General features: G+C 41.5%; 16 protein-coding genes. 11 read left to right on the top strand and 5 right to left on the bottom strand.

Translation table 11 applies throughout. The features are described from left to right. The first annotated feature begins 105 nt into the window (after positions 1 to 105). The 11 genes from AC570H_RS20405 to AC570H_RS20355 all read left to right on the top strand — a co-directional run bounded on the left by AC570H_RS20405 (position 106) and on the right by AC570H_RS20355 (position 11,942). Entirely contained in the window at positions 106 to 633 is a 528-nt protein-coding gene (locus AC570H_RS20405; protein ID WP_497358364.1) for a YceD family protein, read from the top strand. 19 nt (positions 634 to 652) lie between these two features. Next, complete coding sequence (rpmF, locus tag AC570H_RS20400) at positions 653 to 844, top strand: 50S ribosomal protein L32 (RefSeq protein ID WP_497358362.1); 192 nt, start codon at positions 653 to 655, stop codon at positions 842 to 844. Between the two features lie 97 nt (positions 845 to 941). Further along, positions 942 to 1,880 carry a phosphate acyltransferase PlsX gene (plsX, locus tag AC570H_RS20395; protein ID WP_497358360.1) on the top strand — a complete coding sequence of 313 codons (939 nt, stop codon included), beginning with the start codon at positions 942 to 944 and terminating at the stop codon, positions 1,878 to 1,880. Between the two features lie 87 nt (positions 1,881 to 1,967). Next, positions 1,968 to 2,963, top strand: a complete 996-nt coding sequence (locus AC570H_RS20390; protein WP_497358358.1) for a beta-ketoacyl-ACP synthase III — start codon at positions 1,968 to 1,970, stop codon at positions 2,961 to 2,963. A gap of 159 nt (positions 2,964 to 3,122) precedes the next feature. Continuing rightward, positions 3,123 to 3,599 (top strand): acetyl-CoA carboxylase biotin carboxyl carrier protein, encoded by a 477-nt coding sequence (gene accB / locus AC570H_RS20385; RefSeq protein ID WP_497358356.1) that lies wholly within the window; start codon positions 3,123 to 3,125, stop codon positions 3,597 to 3,599. Between the two features lie 42 nt (positions 3,600 to 3,641). Beyond that, positions 3,642 to 4,982, top strand: coding sequence for an acetyl-CoA carboxylase biotin carboxylase subunit (accC, locus tag AC570H_RS20380; RefSeq protein ID WP_497358354.1), 1,341 nt, complete (start codon positions 3,642 to 3,644; stop codon positions 4,980 to 4,982). A 79-nt stretch (positions 4,983 to 5,061) separates the two neighbouring features. Beyond that, positions 5,062 to 5,946, top strand: coding sequence for a twin-arginine translocase subunit TatC (gene tatC, locus AC570H_RS20375; protein ID WP_497358352.1), 885 nt, complete (start codon positions 5,062 to 5,064; stop codon positions 5,944 to 5,946). 218 nt (positions 5,947 to 6,164) lie between these two features. Next, the gene (gene rpiB, locus AC570H_RS20370; protein ID WP_497358350.1) at positions 6,165 to 6,605 is read left to right on the top strand and encodes a ribose 5-phosphate isomerase B; all 441 of its coding nucleotides are present in this window, start codon (positions 6,165 to 6,167) and stop codon (positions 6,603 to 6,605) included. 64 nt (positions 6,606 to 6,669) lie between these two features. Beyond that, on the top strand, positions 6,670 to 8,313 hold the full coding sequence (locus AC570H_RS20365) for a M28 family peptidase (protein ID WP_497358348.1): 1,644 nt from the start codon (positions 6,670 to 6,672) through the stop codon (positions 8,311 to 8,313). Between the two features lie 191 nt (positions 8,314 to 8,504). Beyond that, on the top strand, positions 8,505 to 9,893 hold the full coding sequence (locus AC570H_RS20360; RefSeq protein WP_497358346.1) for a LutB/LldF family L-lactate oxidation iron-sulfur protein: 1,389 nt from the start codon (positions 8,505 to 8,507) through the stop codon (positions 9,891 to 9,893). A gap of 72 nt (positions 9,894 to 9,965) precedes the next feature. After that, entirely contained in the window at positions 9,966 to 11,942 is a 1,977-nt protein-coding gene (locus tag AC570H_RS20355; protein ID WP_497358344.1) for an alpha-ketoacid dehydrogenase subunit alpha/beta, read from the top strand. 122 nt (positions 11,943 to 12,064) lie between these two features. On the opposite strand, the gene AC570H_RS20350 is transcribed toward AC570H_RS20355, so the two are convergent. The 5 genes from AC570H_RS20350 to AC570H_RS20330 all read right to left on the bottom strand — a co-directional run bounded on the left by AC570H_RS20350 (position 12,065) and on the right by AC570H_RS20330 (position 18,225). After that, complete coding sequence (locus tag AC570H_RS20350; protein WP_497358342.1) at positions 12,065 to 12,256, bottom strand: hypothetical protein; 192 nt, start codon at positions 12,254 to 12,256, stop codon at positions 12,065 to 12,067. Positions 12,257 to 12,466: 210 nt separating this feature from the next. Then, complete coding sequence (locus AC570H_RS20345; protein WP_497358340.1) at positions 12,467 to 13,759, bottom strand: HlyD family secretion protein; 1,293 nt, start codon at positions 13,757 to 13,759, stop codon at positions 12,467 to 12,469. A 6-nt stretch (positions 13,760 to 13,765) separates the two neighbouring features. Further along, complete coding sequence (locus tag AC570H_RS20340; protein ID WP_497358338.1) at positions 13,766 to 15,952, bottom strand: peptidase domain-containing ABC transporter; 2,187 nt, start codon at positions 15,950 to 15,952, stop codon at positions 13,766 to 13,768. Between the two features lie 204 nt (positions 15,953 to 16,156). Then, positions 16,157 to 17,743, bottom strand: a complete 1,587-nt coding sequence (locus AC570H_RS20335; protein WP_497358336.1) for a cysteine peptidase family C39 domain-containing protein — start codon at positions 17,741 to 17,743, stop codon at positions 16,157 to 16,159. A gap of 227 nt (positions 17,744 to 17,970) precedes the next feature. Then, the gene (locus AC570H_RS20330) at positions 17,971 to 18,225 is read right to left on the bottom strand and encodes a hypothetical protein (RefSeq protein ID WP_497358334.1); all 255 of its coding nucleotides are present in this window, start codon (positions 18,223 to 18,225) and stop codon (positions 17,971 to 17,973) included. Between the last annotated feature and the right edge of the window lie 56 nt (positions 18,226 to 18,281).

Below are 18,281 nucleotides of genomic sequence, written 5' to 3'. Positions count from 1 at the left end.
AGTGCCAAATGAACTATTGAACAAATGAACTCCGTTCTATTTTGCAAAAATATTTCTCTTTAAATAAAATTCTTCCTACCTTTGCAGGCTAAAATTTAGTTACAATTGAAAGCGTTAAAACAATTTTCAATCCCGTTTACAGGCTTGAAACTGGGTAAGCACCAGTTCGAGTTTGAGATTGACAAAAGCTTTTTTGATGCATTTGAGTATTCTCTGGTTAAAGATGGAGCACTTAAAGCTACGGTTGAGCTAGATAAACAAGAAACGATGCTGCTATTGGATTTCCATGTTTGGGGAACGATACAGCTGAATTGCGACAAGTGTTTATCTGAGTTTGGCCAGCCAATTGAACTAAAGGAAAGGCAAATTGTAAAATTTACCGAAGAAGAGGGAGAAAGTGATGATTTAGACATCATTATCCTTCACAAAAAGGAAAGCGCGATCGATATTTCGGAATCATTGTACGAATTTATCACCGTAGCGGTTCCATACATTAACAGTTGTGCGCAGGCCGGCCAAGAATGTGATCAGCAGATGCTGGCCACCTTAGAAAAATTGTCGGGCGAAAACACAGCAACAGAAGAAGAACAGAGCGACGACCCACGTTGGGCCGCCTTAAAAAAATTGAAATAAATAATTAAACAAATCAGCAATGGCACATCCAAAACGCAAGATTTCTAAACAAAGAAGAGACAAAAGAAGAACTCACTACAAAGCTGTAGCTCCTTCTTTGACAACATGCCAAACCACTGGTGCTGTACACCTTCCTCACCATGCATACAATGTTGATGGCAACTTGTACTACAACGGCAAATTAGTTATAGAAAACACTTCGATAGGTTAATTTTCTGAAAAATTTTTGTGTTTTCCATTGGTTTAAGTTTTAACTTAGACTAATAGAATTTAAAGCATTAGCTTAACCGCACAAAAGATTTTTTACTATGAAAATAGGTCTCGATATTATGGGCGGAGACTATGCTCCTAAAGCAATCGTTTTAGGAGCAATAGCTGCCCATCAATCCCTTACTCCCGATCAGCAATTGGTGCTTATCGGAGATACCCAGCAGATTAAACCTCTACTCGCCGATCAAGGATTCAATCCTGATCTCTTCGAATACGTACATACCGACGAAGTGATTGGAATGGGCGAGCATCCGACGAAGGCTATCCTTCAAAAACCAAATTCAAGCATTGCTGTAGGCTTTCAACTCTTAAAAGAAGGCAAAATCGACTCATTTGCAAGCGCAGGCAACTCTGGCGCCATGTTGGTTGGTGCCGTTTTTAGCGTTAAAACCATACCAGGCATTATCCGACCTTGTTTATGTACCATTGTACCTAAGCTAAAAGGCGGTACTGGCCTCTTATTGGATGTTGGTGCCAATGCCGATTGCAAACCCGATACGCTTTTGCAGTTTGGGATTCTTGGCAGCTTATATGCCGAAAATGTAATGCACATTAGCAATCCAAAAGTGGCGCTGATGAATATTGGCGAGGAAGACGAAAAAGGCAATATGCTTTCGTTGGCTACCTTTCCTTTGATGAAAGAAACCGAACTTTTCAATTTTGTTGGCAATGTTGAAGGCAGGGATTTGTTCAACGACAAGGCTGATGTAATTGTTTGCGATGGTTTTACAGGCAACGTGATGCTGAAATTGGCAGAATCATTTTATGTGCTCACCATCAAAAAGGGATTAAAGGACGAATTTTTTGACCGTTTCAATTATGAAAACTATGGCGGAAGCCCAGTTTTAGGCGTAAACGCGCCTGTATTGATTGGTCATGGAATTTCAAGTCCAGAGGCGGTAAAAAACATGATTTTTCAATCTAGAGATATGATTACTACCGGGCTGGTAGGCAAAATACAAGCTGCATTCCAATAATTTAAACTAACAAACCACCACGATTTTACACAGAGCATATAAAATCATGGTAGCTTCATTACTGAAGAGATACTTAAACAGATGAAAATGAATAAAATTCACGCTGCTATTACTGCGGTTCACGGTTATGTTCCAGATTACATCCTTACCAATCAGGAGCTGGAAACCATGGTTGACACAAACGACGAATGGATTACCACGCGAACGGGTATTAAGGAGCGAAGAATATTAAAAGGCGAAGGTTTGGGCACTTCCGATATGGCTGTTGAAGCTGTAAACGGCTTGCTTAAAAAGAGAGGGATCACTGCCGAAGAAATAGACCTGATCATTTTCTGTACCACCACTCCAGATTTTACATTTCCGGCAACAGCCAATGTGCTGGCCGATAAAATAGGCGCCAAAAATGCTTGGGGCTACGACCTACAGGCCGCCTGCTCTGGCTTTATTTTTGGCCTAACCACTGGTTCTCAATTTATCGAGGCCGGCAAACACAAAAAAGTACTGGTTATTGGTGGCGATAAAATGTCGTCGATCATCAATTACGAAGACCGCGCAACCTGCATCATTTTTGGAGATGGCTGTGGCTGTGTGCTTTTAGAACCAAATGAAGAAGGCTTAGGCATCCAAGATTCGATTTTAAGATCGGATGGTGCCGGTGGCAAATACCTGGGCATGAAGGCTGGCGGTTCTGTAAAACCTGCTTCTCATGAAACAGTAGATGCCAAAGAACACTTTGCACACCAAGAAGGACAAACGGTATTTAAATTTGCCGTTACCAATATGGCCGATGTAGCTGCAGAGATCATGGAGCGCAATACCCTAACTTCTGATGATGTAGCCTGGTTGGTGCCACACCAAGCCAACAAACGCATTATCGATGCAACTGCTTCGAGAATGGGCGTTGGTTCGGAAAAGGTAATGATCAACATTGAGCGCTACGGGAATACCACCAACGGAACCATCCCGCTTTGTTTATGGGAATGGGAAAGCAAGCTTAAAAAAGGCGATAACATTATCTTGGCCGCTTTTGGCGGAGGCTTTACCTGGGGCTCGGTTTTCTTGAAGTGGGCCTACGGCGAATAATTTGAATAGTTACAGAGAATAGGAAATAAGCAGATCAGGCAAAATCCACTTATCTATTGCCTATTTTCCATTATCTATACTCTTATTAAAAATAAAACAAAAAAACTATAACTTAGTTAATTCATAAGACACCAATTTTTTTAACATAACAACGAAAGAATGGATATTAAACAAATTCAGGAACTCATCAAATTTGTTTCTCGGTCGGGGGTAAATGAAGTTGCGATTGAGCAAGAAAACTTCAAGATTACCATAAAAACTAACCAGACACCTGTTTATGTAAATGCAGCGGTACCTGCACCAGTAGCAGCCGCACCGGCGCCTGTAGCAGCACCTGCACAACCAGCAGCAGAAACAAAAGCACCTGGCGCACCAGCAGCTGAGGACACCTCGAAATACATTACGGTAAAATCACCGATGATCGGTACCTTCTACCGCTCGTCTAGTCCTGACAAACCTGTTTTTGTAAATGTTGGCGATGAAATTAGTGCTGGCAAGGTGGTTTGTATCATCGAAGCCATGAAATTGTTCAACGAAATCGAAAGCGAAGTTTCAGGCCGTATCGTTAAAGTATTGGTTGATAATGCTTCGCCAGTTGAGTACGACCAACCTTTATTCTTAGTAGAACCTATCTAATTAGCTGATTAACTAATTAGCCAATTAGCTAATTTAAAACTTATGTTTAAAAAAATATTGATTGCCAACAGGGGCGAAATCGCTTTGCGTATTATTCGTACCTGTAAAGAAATGGGCATAAAAACCGTTGCGGTTTACTCTACAGCTGATAGGGAAAGCCTACACGTACGTTTTGCCGATGAGGCTGTTTGTATAGGTCCACCCCCTAGTAAAGACTCTTACCTAAGTATTCCCAATATTATTTCTGCTGCCGAACTGACCAATGCAGATGCCATCCATCCTGGTTATGGCTTCTTGTCTGAGAATGCAAAATTTTCGTCGGTTTGCCGTGATTACGGAATTAAGTTTATTGGGGCTACACCAGAGCAGATCAATGGCATGGGCGATAAATCATCGGCCAAAGAAACCATGAAGATTGCCGGTGTTCCTACTATTCCAGGCTCTGAAGGCTTATTGGAAAACATTAAAGACGGAATCAAAATTGCCAATGAAATGGGCTATCCGGTCATTCTAAAAGCTACTGCCGGTGGTGGTGGCCGAGGAATGCGCATTGTTTGGAAAGATGAAGAGTTTGAAGGTGCGTGGGATAGTGCCCGTCAGGAATCGGGTGCAGCCTTTGGCAACGATGGCCTTTATTTAGAGAAATATATCGAAGATCCACGTCACATTGAGATCCAAGTTATCGGTGATCAATACGGCAAAGCCTGCCACTTGTCTGAAAGAGATTGTTCTATTCAGCGCCGTCACCAAAAATTAGTAGAAGAAGCGCCTTCTCCATTCATGACACCAGAACTGCGCCAGAAAATGGGTGAAGCGGCTATCAAAGGCGCGCTAGCGGTTAACTACGAAGGTGCGGGCACGGTAGAGTTTTTGGTCGACAAGCACCGCAACTTCTATTTTATGGAGATGAATACCCGTATCCAGGTAGAGCATCCGGTAACGGAAGAAGTAATCAACTTCGACCTGATCAAAGAACAGATTAAAGTAGCTGCTGGTATTCCAATTTCTGGCAAAAACTATACCCCAGATATGCATGCCATCGAGTGTCGTATCAACGCCGAAGATCCTTTCAATAACTTTAGGCCATCACCAGGCAGGATTACCAATTTCCACTCGCCAGGTGGCCATGGTGTCCGCGTAGATACCCACGTATATGCAGGCTATCAAATTCCTTCTAATTACGATTCGATGATTGCCAAACTGATTTGCGTGGCGCAAACACGCGAAGAAGCGATCTGCACCATGGAACGTGCCTTGAGCGAATTCGTAATCGAAGGTGTTAAAACAACTATTCCTTTCCACCTGAAACTGATGAAAGACCCTAACTTTAGAGCGGGCAACTTTACCACCAAGTTCATGGAGACATTTGAATTTTCAGAATAATTCAATCTTTTGATAGATTTAAATCGTAAATACCATTCTATATCAAACAGAATGGTATTTTTGTTTACAACATTTTTCAATGAGCGACAATAAAGCAAAGGACCTGATCGATTCGATCAAAAACAAAGGAAAAACCCTAGAGGCAGAAATGTCTTTTTTCGATCACCTCGACGTACTTAGAAAGCATCTGCTAAGGGCATTATTGGCGGTAACTATATTTACCATTTTTGCATTCTACTTTACTGATTTTATTTGGCATAGCATCATTATGGCGCCAAAAGACCCTAGCTTTTGGACCTATCGTATGATGTGCAAGTTATATGAGATGTTCCCTTCTGTTATAGGCAAGGAATTTTGTATCCAAAAGATCGATGCAAAAATCATAAACACCGAAATGTCGGGCCAGTTTACTTTGCAAATGAATTCCTGCATTACCGCAGGCATTATCATGGGCATTCCATACCTACTGTTCGAAATCTGGCTGTTCATCAAACCAGCCTTATTAGAAGCCGAAAGGAAATCGGCCAGTGGCTTTGTTTTTTTTGCTTCTGTTTTGTTCTTTTTGGGTGTGTTTTTTGGATATTACATCATCTGCCCACTCTCAATCAACTTCTTGATCAATTTTACGGTTGACCCAAGCATACAAAATACCTTTACGATTGATTCATACCTCTCAACGGTACTTACTTTAACCTTAGGTACAGGGATTATCTTCCAGTTACCTGTGATCATCTATATTCTTTCAAAACTAGGTGTGATGACTCCTAAGTTTATGAGAAAGAGCAGAAGATATGCTGCCGTGTTGATTTTGGTAGTTGCCGCTGTGGTAACCCCTACTGCCGATCCGTATACGATGATGATTGTAGCCCTGCCATTATTCCTGCTTTATGAATTGAGCATTATGATTTCGGCCAACATCGAAAAGAAAAAACTAAAAGCACAGAAAGAATTTTATAAAAACTAATCCGCTACGCAAATACGTTGGCTACAGATTAACAGCTATCATGCTTATTTCGTTAACGATTGAACAAAATTGCCTGTGCAATCTGTAGCAGGCTTCATCGTAATTTTTAAACAAGGCAATAATCTGTTAAATTAGTACCTGCTTCCTCATTAAAAGAAGCATTTATGTCGCAACAAAAAATTTACGCATGAGCTGCGTAATTCTATATAAATTTGAGAATGGCTACAGACCAAAAAATAAAGATTGCAATTGGCGCAGATCACGCCGGGTTCGAGTATAAAGAAATGCTAAAGAACTACCTGTCAGACTATGAAGTGAAAGACTTTGGCACTTATGCTACCGATTCGGTTGACTATCCGGATTTTGCGCATCCAGTGGCTGCTGCAGTAGAAAGCAAAGATTTTGATTTCGGAATTCTGGTTTGCGGCAGTGCAAATGGAGTAGCCATTACGGCCAACAAACACCAACAGATCAGGGCCGCCATTTGTTGGGAAAAAGAAATCGCTGCCTTGGCCCGTCAGCACAACAATGCCAATATCATCTGCATTCCGGCAAGGTTTGTATCTATTGATTTGGCTAAAGAAATGACGACTACTTTTTTGGAGACCCCTTTTGAAGGTGGCAGACATGAAAAAAGGGTAGGTAAAATAGCTTGCTAACAATTAATTTATAAAAAACTGTGGGTCGACTGACTATCGGCCGATTAGACTTAACCAAAATTTGATGAAAAAACAATTTCTATACACCGGCTTTGCAGTAATGCTTAGTTTGAGTGCGGTAGCGCAGCAAAACCCAGACGCTATCAAGTTCGGGCAAACCATTTCGCCTGAACGTGGAAGAAGCCACTTGTCTATCTTGGCTTCAGATGAGTATGAAGGAAGAGAAACTGGTAAAAAAGGCGCTTGGATGGCTGCCGAGTACATTAAAAAACAATTCCAAAGCTTTGGTCTAAAAGGGCCTGTTAAAGATGGCAGCGATCCTTATTTCCAAAAACTAGGCTATGCCTCTATCAGCTTGTCTAAATCTGTGCTAACAGTAAACGGACAAACCAAAGAAAGCCTTAAAGATTACTACATCACACCAAACTCAGTAAGCGCTACAGGTTACGATATCAAAGGAACCTCTGTAATTTTTGCTGGTTATGGTATCAGCAAAGAAAGCTTTAACGAATACGAAGGTCAAGATGTGGCTGGCAAAATCGTAATGATCTTTGCAACTGGCGATCCAACATCAACAGGCACTCCTGCTCCACAAGGCAGAAGAGCACCTGCAGGTGCCGGAAGCTTGCAGGTAAAACTTAAATATTTATTAGAGCATAAAGCGGCGGGCGTAATGGTCATCAACCAAAACGTAGATAATCTTTCGCCTCAAATGAGAAATGTATTGCAAAACGGCAATCCATATTTAAAAACTGAAGATAGGATTAAAGGTATGGCTACTGCCGCTGCCTTGCCAACTGTAACCATCGGCACCGCCGTTGCCAACCAGATTTTGGCTGCAGCAAGCACTAACCTTGACGATATCAGAAAAAAAATCACAGAAACAGTTAAACCAGCAACTACTGTAATCAATATTCCAGTTCAATTTGCTGCGCAAAGCAAAGAAACCGATGTAAGAGCTGAAAACGTATTGGGTTATTTAGAAGGTTCTGATCCTAAATTGAAACATGAAGTTTTGGTGATCACTGGCCACTACGATCACATTGGCTTAGTAGCAGATCCAAATGCAAAAGACAAAGTAAACAATGGTGCCGACGACGATGGTTCGGGTACTACAGGTGTATTGTTAATGGCTGAGGCTTTCACTAAAGCTAAAAAGGCAGGTAAAGGTCCGAAAAGAAGTATTTTGTTCATGACTGTTGTAGGTGAAGAAAAAGGCCTTTTGGGTTCTGAGTGGTATTCTGAGCATCCGGTTTTCCCTGTAGAAAATACCATTGCCGATTTAAATACAGATATGATTGGCCGCGTAGGCGAACCTTATTTGGGCAAACCAGACAGCGCAAACTATGTATATTCTGTTGGTTCGTTTAAATTGAGTACCGAATTGGGCAAAATCGCCGAACAAATGAACGATACCTATACCAAAATGAAGATAGATTATAAATTTGATGACCCTAAAGACCCTCAACAAATCTACTATCGTTCAGATCACTACAACTTCGCCAAATTAGGCATTCCTGTAATTTTCTATTATGATGGTATGCTAGAGCAAGATTACCACAAACCAGGTGATGAAGTAAGCAAAATCAACTTCGACTTATTGGCCAAACGTGCGCACCTTACTTTTTACACCGCTTGGGAGTTAGCTAACAGAGCCAACAGACCAGTAGTAGATAAAAATGCAGACGGTACGCCTAAAACCAAATAAGGCATTATAAAATTTAAAAATCCCGGTAGTGAAAGCTATCGGGATTTTTTTTGCTTTGTAAGATCAAGGCAATACTGTCTTTGTTTTGCCATTAAACAGCTTTCGTACTTCTGCTCTTTACAATATCTTGAAAACTTCGTATCGCGATCGGGATATTTTCCGTTATCCCTTTTACATTAGTATATTTGAGCATGAGTAAAACGGCAGAAGATTTTTTGGTAAAAGCTGATGAAAAGGCATTTGATGTAGCGCACCGTAAAACGATTAATTTTAACATTGGGAGATATAATACAGCCGTAGAACGTGGCCTCTCCAAGTTCGAAAATTTAGAAAATTCGAAGAAAAAAGCACATGTCATCAAGTGGCGCGTGATGGAAAACCTGGACAAGCTTTTGCCAGAGTTCGAATCCAATTTCCAAAAGCGTGGCGGCAAGGTAATTTGGGCCAATGATGCTGCCGAAGCACAAAATGAAATCCTCAACATCATTCAGAAAGCAGGTGGAAAAACAGTCATCAAATCAAAATCGATGACGACAGAAGAAATCCATCTCAACGAATTTCTCGAAGAACACCAGATCGAATCCTTAGAAAGCGACTTAGGTGAATATATTGTACAGCTGTTGGGCCAAGCGCCTTATCACATTGTAACACCGGCCATGCACCTGAGCAAGGAGCAGATTGCCGAGCTGTTTCATGAAAAATTTGGCACACCAATAGACGCCACGCCGCAGCAACTCACTCAAAAAGCAAGGGAACTGTTACGTGAAAAATACCTGACTGCCGATATCGGAATTTCTGGGGGCAATTTCTTGATTGCCGATACAGGAAGCATCGCACTAACCGAAAATGAAGGAAATGCACGCTTATCCACCACTTTTCCAAAAATCCATATTGCCATTGTAGGCATCGAGAAATTAATTCCTTCTATTGCCGATTTAGACTTATTTTGGCCTCTATTGGCCAGCCATGGCACTGGGCAGAACCTAACGGTTTATAACACTATTTTAAGTGGTCCGCGCCAGCCTAACGAAACCGATGGTCCAGAAGAAATGTATGTAGTGTTGCTAGATAATGGCCGTACCAATTTATTGGCCCAAAAAGAACAGCGACAGGCGCTTTATTGCATTCGTTGCGGGGCTTGTTTAAATGCCTGTCCGGTTTATAAAAATATTGGTGGCCACACTTACGATACCACTTACAGCGGTCCGATTGGTTCTATCATCACCCCGCACTTTAAAGGCATGGGCGAATTTAAACACCTTAGTTATGCTTCCAGTCTTTGTGGCAAATGTTCTGAGGTTTGTCCGGTTAAGATAGATATCCATAAAATGCTTTTGTTAAACAGACGAGATGCAGCCAGCACTCACGAGAATAGCAAAACAGAAGAAATTGGCTGGAAGATTTGGAAGAAGGGCATGCAGAAGCGCTCGCTGATGGATATGGTGAGCGGAAAAACCAAAAACTTCTTTTTGAAAAGGTTCTTCAAAAAAAGCTGGGGAAAATATCGTTCGATGCCAGAAATCGCAAGTAAATCTTTTGCTAAGCAGTGGGAAGAAAAACAGAAAAATCCAGAGTCTTAAGTACCTGAACCATAGATTTGTTTTCACAAATCTTGATACTTGATACGCTATACTTGATACTTAATACTAGATATGCAGTTCGACAGAAAAGATAAAGACAATGAACAGTTATTGGCTTTTTACAAGGCCATACTTTATCCCCGAATGGTTGAAGAAAAAATGCTGATCCTGCTCAGACAGGGCCGGATAGGCAAGTGGTTTTCGGGTATTGGCCAAGAAGCCATTGCGGTAGGCAGTACTTTGGCTATGCAAAGCGACGAATACATTTTGCCGATGCATCGTAATTTGGGCGTTTTTACCAGTCGGAATATTCCATTAAAAAAACTGATGGCGCAATGGCAAGGCAAGATTTCGGGCTTTACCAAAGGCCGGGATCGCTCTTTTCACTTCGGCACACAAGATTATAAGATCATTGGCATGATTTCGCACCTGGGGCCTCAAATGGCCTTAGCCGATGGAATAGCATTGGCTGATGTAATTGCCAAGCAACAAAAGGCAACCTTGGTATTTACCGGTGAGGGTGCAACCAGCGAAGGCGATTTCCATGAAGCCATTAACGTTGCTTCGGTATGGAATTTACCAGTTATCTTTTTGATCGAGAATAATGGCTACGGCCTCTCCACCCCTATCAACGAACAATTTAACTGTAAGCATTTGGTTGATCGGGCGATTGGCTATGGCATAGAAGGCATCCAGCTAGACGGCAACAACCTGCTAGAAGTTTATGATACAATAGATCGCGTAGCGAAAGACATCAGGTCGAATCCGAGGCCGGTGCTGATCGAATGTCTTACGTTTAGGATGCGTGGGCATGAAGAGGCATCGGGCACTAAATACGTACCTCAACAATTGTTTGACGAGTGGGCTGTAAAAGATCCTGTTAAAAATTTCGAAAACTACCTTGTTGCGCAAGAGGTTTTGAACGAAGAACTTATAGCCTCTATCAAAAGCGGATTTAAGGCAAGCATTGAGGCCGAGGTTGAAGCTGCATTTAATGAAGAAGAACCTACAGCCAATGAAGTGGCTGAAACTGTTGATATGTATGTGCCTTATACAGCAGAAACGACAGTACCAAATAGCGCACAAAGCGAAAAGCGCTATTTGGATGCCATTAGCGATGGCTTAAGGGAAGGCATGCAAAAGCACCCTAACCTAGTCATAATGGGACAGGATATTGCCGAATATGGCGGTGCCTTTAAGATTACCGATGGTTTTGTGGCAGCTTTTGGCAAAGAAAGGGTACGAAATACTCCAATTTGCGAATCGGCCATTGTAGGGGCTGGTTTGGGTCTTTCTATTAATGGCTATAAGGCAGTGGTAGAAATGCAGTTCGCCGATTTTGTGAGCTGTGGCTTTAACCAGATTGTAAACAACTTGGCCAAAACCCATTACCGTTGGGGCGAAAAAGCCGATGTAGTAGTGCGCATGCCTACGGGTGCGGGTACAGGCGCCGGACCATTCCACTCGCAGAGCAATGAGGCCTGGTTTACCAAAACTCCAGGTTTGAAAGTGGTGTATCCGGCTTTTCCGGCAGCTGCAAAAGGCTTATTGATCAGCGCTATTGCCGATCCTAATCCAGTAATTTATTTCGAACATAAATATTTGTACCGCAGCTTAAGCGGATTGGTTCCCGAAGGGTATTACACCACGGAAATCGGCAAGGCAAATACCTTAAAACATGGCAACCAGGTCAGCATTATTACTTATGGTTTGGGCGTACATTGGGCACTGGACTATTTAGAAAAACATCCCGAAATTTCAGCCACCTTAGTTGATTTAGTGAGCTTGCAACCTTGGGACCAAGAAGCCGTGGCCAATGCTGTAAAAGCTACCGGCAGGGTTATTATTCTTCATGAAGACACCTTAACCAATGGCTTCGGTGCCGAACTGGCTGCTTGGATCGGAGAACATTGCTTTGAGCACTTGGATGCGCCGGTTATGCGCTGTGCAAGTTTGGATACGGCTATTCCGATGAGCAAGGTATTGGAAGAAGATTTCTTGGCTAAGAAACGGCTTGGAGAAATAGTTGAGAAGCTTTTAAGTTATTAAACGTTCTTGTCGTCAAATAAAAATCAGGCGTTTGATGTGTTGAACACCTGATTTGTAAGATATGTATATTCCAATCGAGATTGGAAAAATGCTAAGTCATTTTGTTGGATAGCCATTCGGCTCTAGTTACAGCCCACCACGCCGGTATTTACCGAGCATGACCAACCGGCCCAGCAAAACTGGATACAGGTGCCGATTCTGTCGTAACAAACCGAAGAACCCGAAATCGGATCTGTACAAGTTGCACTCCAGGCGGGGTTACCACCTTTAATTTTTTTTAGTTCAGCTTTGCTTCGTAAATTCGATTTTTTCATGTTTTGGAATTGATTAAACGATTAAAACCTTATAGCCTTTCCACGTAGGGCTACTTACCATGGCATTTATTTGATAACTACATGCTGGTTAATTAATTATAAGTTAATAAATTTAATTGAGGTAGACAAAAATCTCCTGTTGGCGTCCTCGCTAACGGTTAAAATGAGTATTGAAGTTTTTTGTGGCGAGGGTGCAAACAAAAGAATGATTTAGCCTTGGCTATTAAACATCTTAGTCATGTTTCTTAGGAAACGCTGTAAAAGGGAGCTTTCTCGGGTAATGATCTCGGCATCTGCCATCATTCCCTGTTTAAGTACGATGGGATGCTCGGGGTCTTTCTGCTCGAATTTTTGAAAATCTATTTTGGCAATAAATACGCTGTCTTTTAAGGCTACGTCTGTAATGTAACTCACTTTGCCGTTGATCGCGCCGTATTCCTCAAAGGGATAACTCTTCAGTTTAACCAATGCCCGCTGTCCAACGCTTACCTTGCCCATGTTATACTGCGGGATTTGTACCTCGCCAAAAAAATTGGTATTACCCGGGTTAATGATAAACAGCTCCTGACTGGCGGCTACGTTTTGGTTTTCCTGTAAAATGCCTACGTAACCAATCCTGCCCGACATGGTAGCAGAAACCACATATTTTAACAGCCAACTATCCGTTTCATTGATCATGCTGTTGAGCGCCTGCACAAACTTGGCCTGTTGCTCTTTAATGGTATTTTCTAGAGTAGCCAACTCTTTTTGCTTGGCCAAATAGCTGCTGTTGTTGTTGATCAGCGCCGTTGCCGTTTGTTCTAGGGGATATTTGCTAGACAGGTATTTGTTTTCCTGCTGCTTAAATTCACTATTAGAAATTACGTTTTTGCTTTTCAGTTTCTTGTAGTTTTCGTATTCTTCTTCGGCATTGGCATATTCTTTCTCCTGAATTTGCTTTTGCTTTAGGATCTGTTGCTGCAGCTTGCGTATTTCTTCTAAATCCTTTTGTAGATAAACCCGTTGCGTTAAATAAAAACCTCCATTTTGGGTACTGATAAATTGTAGGTATTCTTGGTAAAAAGATTGGTAATTGCCCTGAAGTTCACCCAAATTAAGGCCCTTGGTGGTTAAATCATCTGGAATAATCACCTTGCCTTCATTCAGTTTTTTACTGAGCGCTTTTAGTTTATCGGCAAGTGTAATTACATCATAATGGCTGGCTGTACTTTCTATAAAGGCTAAAGGATCCTTATCGTTCACCAATTCGTTATCTTTTACCAAAATCTTAACCAATTTGCCTGGCTGATGCGCGATTACCTCTTTAGGCGCATTCAACGAATTTACCTTTAGGGAAGTTTTGACGATATCTGGATAACGAATAAATGCCGAGAGCAGAATAATACCCAATAAAATCAATAGCACCAGTGTAATTCCTCGTCTCAATATCCATGAGGGAACTGCAGTAATGATTTCATTAACTTCTTCGCTATGCTGATAAATGCTTTCTTCCTGTAATGGCATACCCTTTTAATTTCCTAGTTCTAGTTGGTTTTTAACCAAGTTATAATATTCGCCTTTTTTCTTGGTCAGTTCGGCATGCGTACCCTGTTCAATGATTACACCTTTATCGAGCACTACAATGTTGTCTGCATTTTTAACGGTGCTTAAACGATGAGCAACCACCACCACTGTTCGACCTTTAAAAAAGTCTTCCAGGTTTTGCATAATTACGCTCTCGTTATTGGCATCGAGCGCATTGGTCGCCTCATCAAAAAAGATATAGGCCGGATCTTTATACACTGCCCTTGCAATTAAGATTCTTTGCTTCTGGCCTTGGCTAATGCCATTGCCTTCTGCACCTATCTTCGTATTCAAGCCTAATGGCAGGCTTTCGATCAGGTCGCCAATGTTGGCAATTTTGATGGCATGCTTTAGTTTGTCCATATCTGGATATTCATCGGCGACGGCAATATTTTTGGCAATGCTATCAGAAAAGATGAATCCATCCTGCATTACTGTACCGCACTGTCTCCTCCAATAGCCATATCCGATCTGGTCTAAATGGGTTGCCCCTACTTTGATATCTCCTTTTTGAGGCACATAAAAGCGCAGCAACAATTTAAGGATAGTTGTCTTTCCGCTCCCGCTCATCCCCACTATTGCAGTCGTTTTGCCATGGGGGATGGCCAAATCTATTCCTTTGAGGACTGGATCGTTTCCGGCTCCTGGGTAAGTAAAAGTCAAGTTGTTAATGCCGATGCTCTGATCTAACGGCAACTCTTTGAGGAAACTTTTGTCTACAGGTTCTTCATCCTCCATTTGGTGGATTTCATTTAGACGCTCCAAACTGATTTTGGCATCCTGCAATTGCTGGATAAAGCCAAGCAATTGTTCTATCGGACTGTTCACCTGTCCAACAATATATTGAATAGCCATCATCCCCCCCAAGGTAAGCTGTCCGTCTATTACAGATTTAGCCACCAAAAAAGTAATCAGGATGTTTTTGCCTTCATTGATAAAAAATGCGCCTGCCTGCTGGATTTGACCCAACGAAAGGCTTTTGATGCTGAACTTGAACAGGCCTGCCTGCAAACGCTCCCACTCCCAACGCTTCTGCTGTTCGCAATTGTTGAGCTTGATTTCCTGCATGCCTCCAATAAGCTGGACGATGCTGCTCTGGTTTTTGGAAGAAATATCGAAACGCTTAAAATCAAGCTCTCTTCTCCGCTTTAAAAAAGCAATTACCCATGCCGAGTAGAGAATACTGCTGACTAAGAAAATAATGAAGATATTAATGTTGTAATAGGCCAGAACCCCGGTAAACACGACCAGGTTAAACATAGAAAAGATCGTATTTAGCGTAGAACCTGTCAGGAAGCTCTCAATCCTTTTCTGGTCGTTCATCCTTTGCATGATATCTCCCGTCATTTTGGTATCGAAAAAGCTCATCGGCAGCTTCATCAATTTGATGAGGAAATCAGTCAGGATGGAGATATTGATCCTTGTACTGATGTGCAGCAAGATCCACGAACGAATAAAATCTACACTCATCCGCCCCAAAAATAACATGGTTTGCGCGATAAGGATAATGTAGATGAAGTTAAGGTTTCGTGTATTGATCCCAATATCCACTACCGATTGGGTAAGGAACGGCACGATGAGTTGCAGCAAACTTCCTACACCGAGGCCTACAAAAAGCTGGGCGACCAATTGCTTGTAGCGATAAAGGTAGCGCAACAGGAAAGAGAAGTTCAGTCCTTCGTTTTTATCGCCCTCCTGTTCGTAAAAAGTCGGGCTTGGCGATAGCATCAAGGCGATACCCTGGCTATGGCCATTATTCTGTGTGCTTAGCCAGCGTTGTAAAAATTCGACTTGGGTATATTCGATGAGGCCTTTGCCCGGATCTGCGATGTAATATTTGCCCCTTTTGATTTTATAAAGTACAACAAAGTGGTTTTGGTTCCAATGGAGAATTACAGGAAGTTCTGCTTCTGCCAACTGTTCTACGGCAAGCCTGCTTCCCATAGTTCTGAACCCAATTTTTTCGGCGGCTTCGCTAATTCCCAATAATGAAACGCCTTCTCTGTTGATTCCACTGATATCCCTTAACCGTTGCAGACTAAAATTTTTGCCATAATGTTTGGCCACCATGCGCAGGCAGGTAGGGCCACAGTCCATTTGGTCAGGTTGCTTGTAGAAAGGGAATTTTTTCAAGTGATAAATGCTTATTAAGCCACAATTTAATATTTTCTAATCTATAAATGTCAAATAAAAATAAATAAGACAGAATGCCAAATCCATGTATCCATCAGTTAAACTGGCGGATTATGTCGTTGCAACCGACTGACCTTTTTGTACAAAGCTTTATATCCTTTTTAAGGTTCTTGGGAAATATCCTTCAAACAGGATGATATTCTCTTAGGTCAATAAATACTTTATATCTTCTAAACGATAAGGTTCCGGCAACTTGTAACCGTTGATCAAAATAGTTGGCGTAAAAGCAATTTCGGCCATATCGCACCAGGCTTTTTGCTTTTCGGTAACTTTATCCATTTCGCCGTTAAAGCTGATTGGAAATTTCTCGGCCCAGGTTTCATATTTTTTAGGGTTTTGCGCGTACCAATCGTTCAAAGCTCTTTCTACCAATTTAGGATCATTTAATGTAGTTAAAGCGCTTACGTGTCTTGAAACTTTGGTTCTTGCATCATCATCGTGATTTGCCGTAGTAAAAATAATCTTAAGCTGCAGGTCATCGCGATAGCTCAACCATTCATCAATAGTTTGATGGGCTTTGGCACATGGACCGCAAAATGGGTTGCTTACCATGGTGATTACGATTTCGGCTTCTGGATTTCCCAGTATCACCGGCATCAATTCGTTAGGAACGGCATAGCGAGGCTGGTTCTTCAATACCTGCTCAAACAACTCGCTATTATATTTGAATTTTTTTAATTGTTGTTTTAGTGGATTGAATTGGGCCGACTGAGCCAGAAATGGCTTTACGAATGCCCAAGCTAGTACCGGCAACAAAAAGCAAACCGCTACCACCAAAATGGTTTGAGGCGTAAGGTATAGGGTGTATGGGGAAGAGTTAAGGAAAAAAATAGTTAAAAACTCGAGCCACAACAATGCCTGTATGCTGCAGCACAATACGCACCAGTTTTTGTTTTTGTATTGATAGGCAATAGAATAAATGGTATAAGGCAACGAAAGTACGTTGAGCCATGCTATGATAGAAAAGCTTGCCGGACTAGCCAATAAAGCAAGAAAAGAACCTGCAAAATAGAAGAACCCTACTTCGCTCCAGCTCAGCCAAGGAGTGAGCTTAGCTGCATCGGATCTTAATATGGCGTTACAATTATTTTTATCACCTAAACTGCATAGGTTTTGGATCAATGGGTTATTGGCATCAATGCTATGCATCAAGAGCAATACACCAACAGCAAGGCCTGCCAATTTAAAAAACAGGAGCAAGCCAAAACCTAAGGTTATCGATTGAAAATTAAGGGTAAGCAAAACTGCGCCAAGTGCCACAAGTAACAATGCAGGAATTTTAATGTCGTTAAAATTTTCCTTCAAGCTGTTTTCCTTATAATTAGGTTCTCTGCTCTTCTCGCTAGCTTCTGCATGCAACACAACACCACTCCATTGCTTAAGAAAATCAGCCTCTGGCATAACCGCGTTTTTATGCTTTTCACTACTGTAATTTACCTCACCATTTTTGATGGAATGGATCAACATAAAATATCCATTGTTCGCTGCCGAATGTGCAATAAACGGAAATTCCAGTTCCTCTACCGCATAATCTTCTTTGGCAATCTTATAGGCTTGGTTAGGTACCTGCCATTCGGTTAAACAATCGCTGATGGCCAAAAGGCTTGGATATTCAGGATGATCTTCCAAGATCTGCTGCAGACCTATATTGCTGAATTTTACATTTAATTTTTTAAGTAGCAGGGCCGTAACGGCCACCGCATTGACTTTGCGGCCAGAAGAAAATAGCATAGGTTATAGTTTTTTATTTGGTTAGTCCTTTATCTAAATATCTTAATTTAAAAATGAAAATCAGATATGATTTTCTCACTTAAGCCATTTATTAATATTTGAAAGCCTCAGAAGACTGAGACTTTCAAGATTAAGATGAAACAACTCAATGCGCTATAAGGCATATATACTGCCATAAAGACCAGCCTTAAGGAGCAAATTCATTTTTTTCATCTTCAGCTCATCAGTTAAGATTCATTATAAGGCAATTGGCAACCATATGCCGAACCTGATGGGCAAAAATGTCCTGCGTCTTCCATAGACGAACAACATGCGTAAAAATAAGAGCTTCCTGAACCCGAGCCTCCTTCAGAAATGCAAATTACATAACCTTTTCCTCTGGCGGCACAATAACTCGGATCACCTCCCGGAGTTTCAGGAGGCAAGCCGCCACCCATTACTTTTTTCAGTTCAGCTTTGCTGAGTAAATTTGTTTTTTTCATGTTTAGTTTTTAGTTGAATGAATTTAATTTAGGATTAGTTAATATTCGGTAATTCA

This window comes from Pedobacter sp. B4419 (assembly GCF_059693725.1).
The sequence above is the reverse complement of the archived record's forward strand: the minus strand, read 5'-3'. Positions and strand labels throughout refer to the sequence as shown.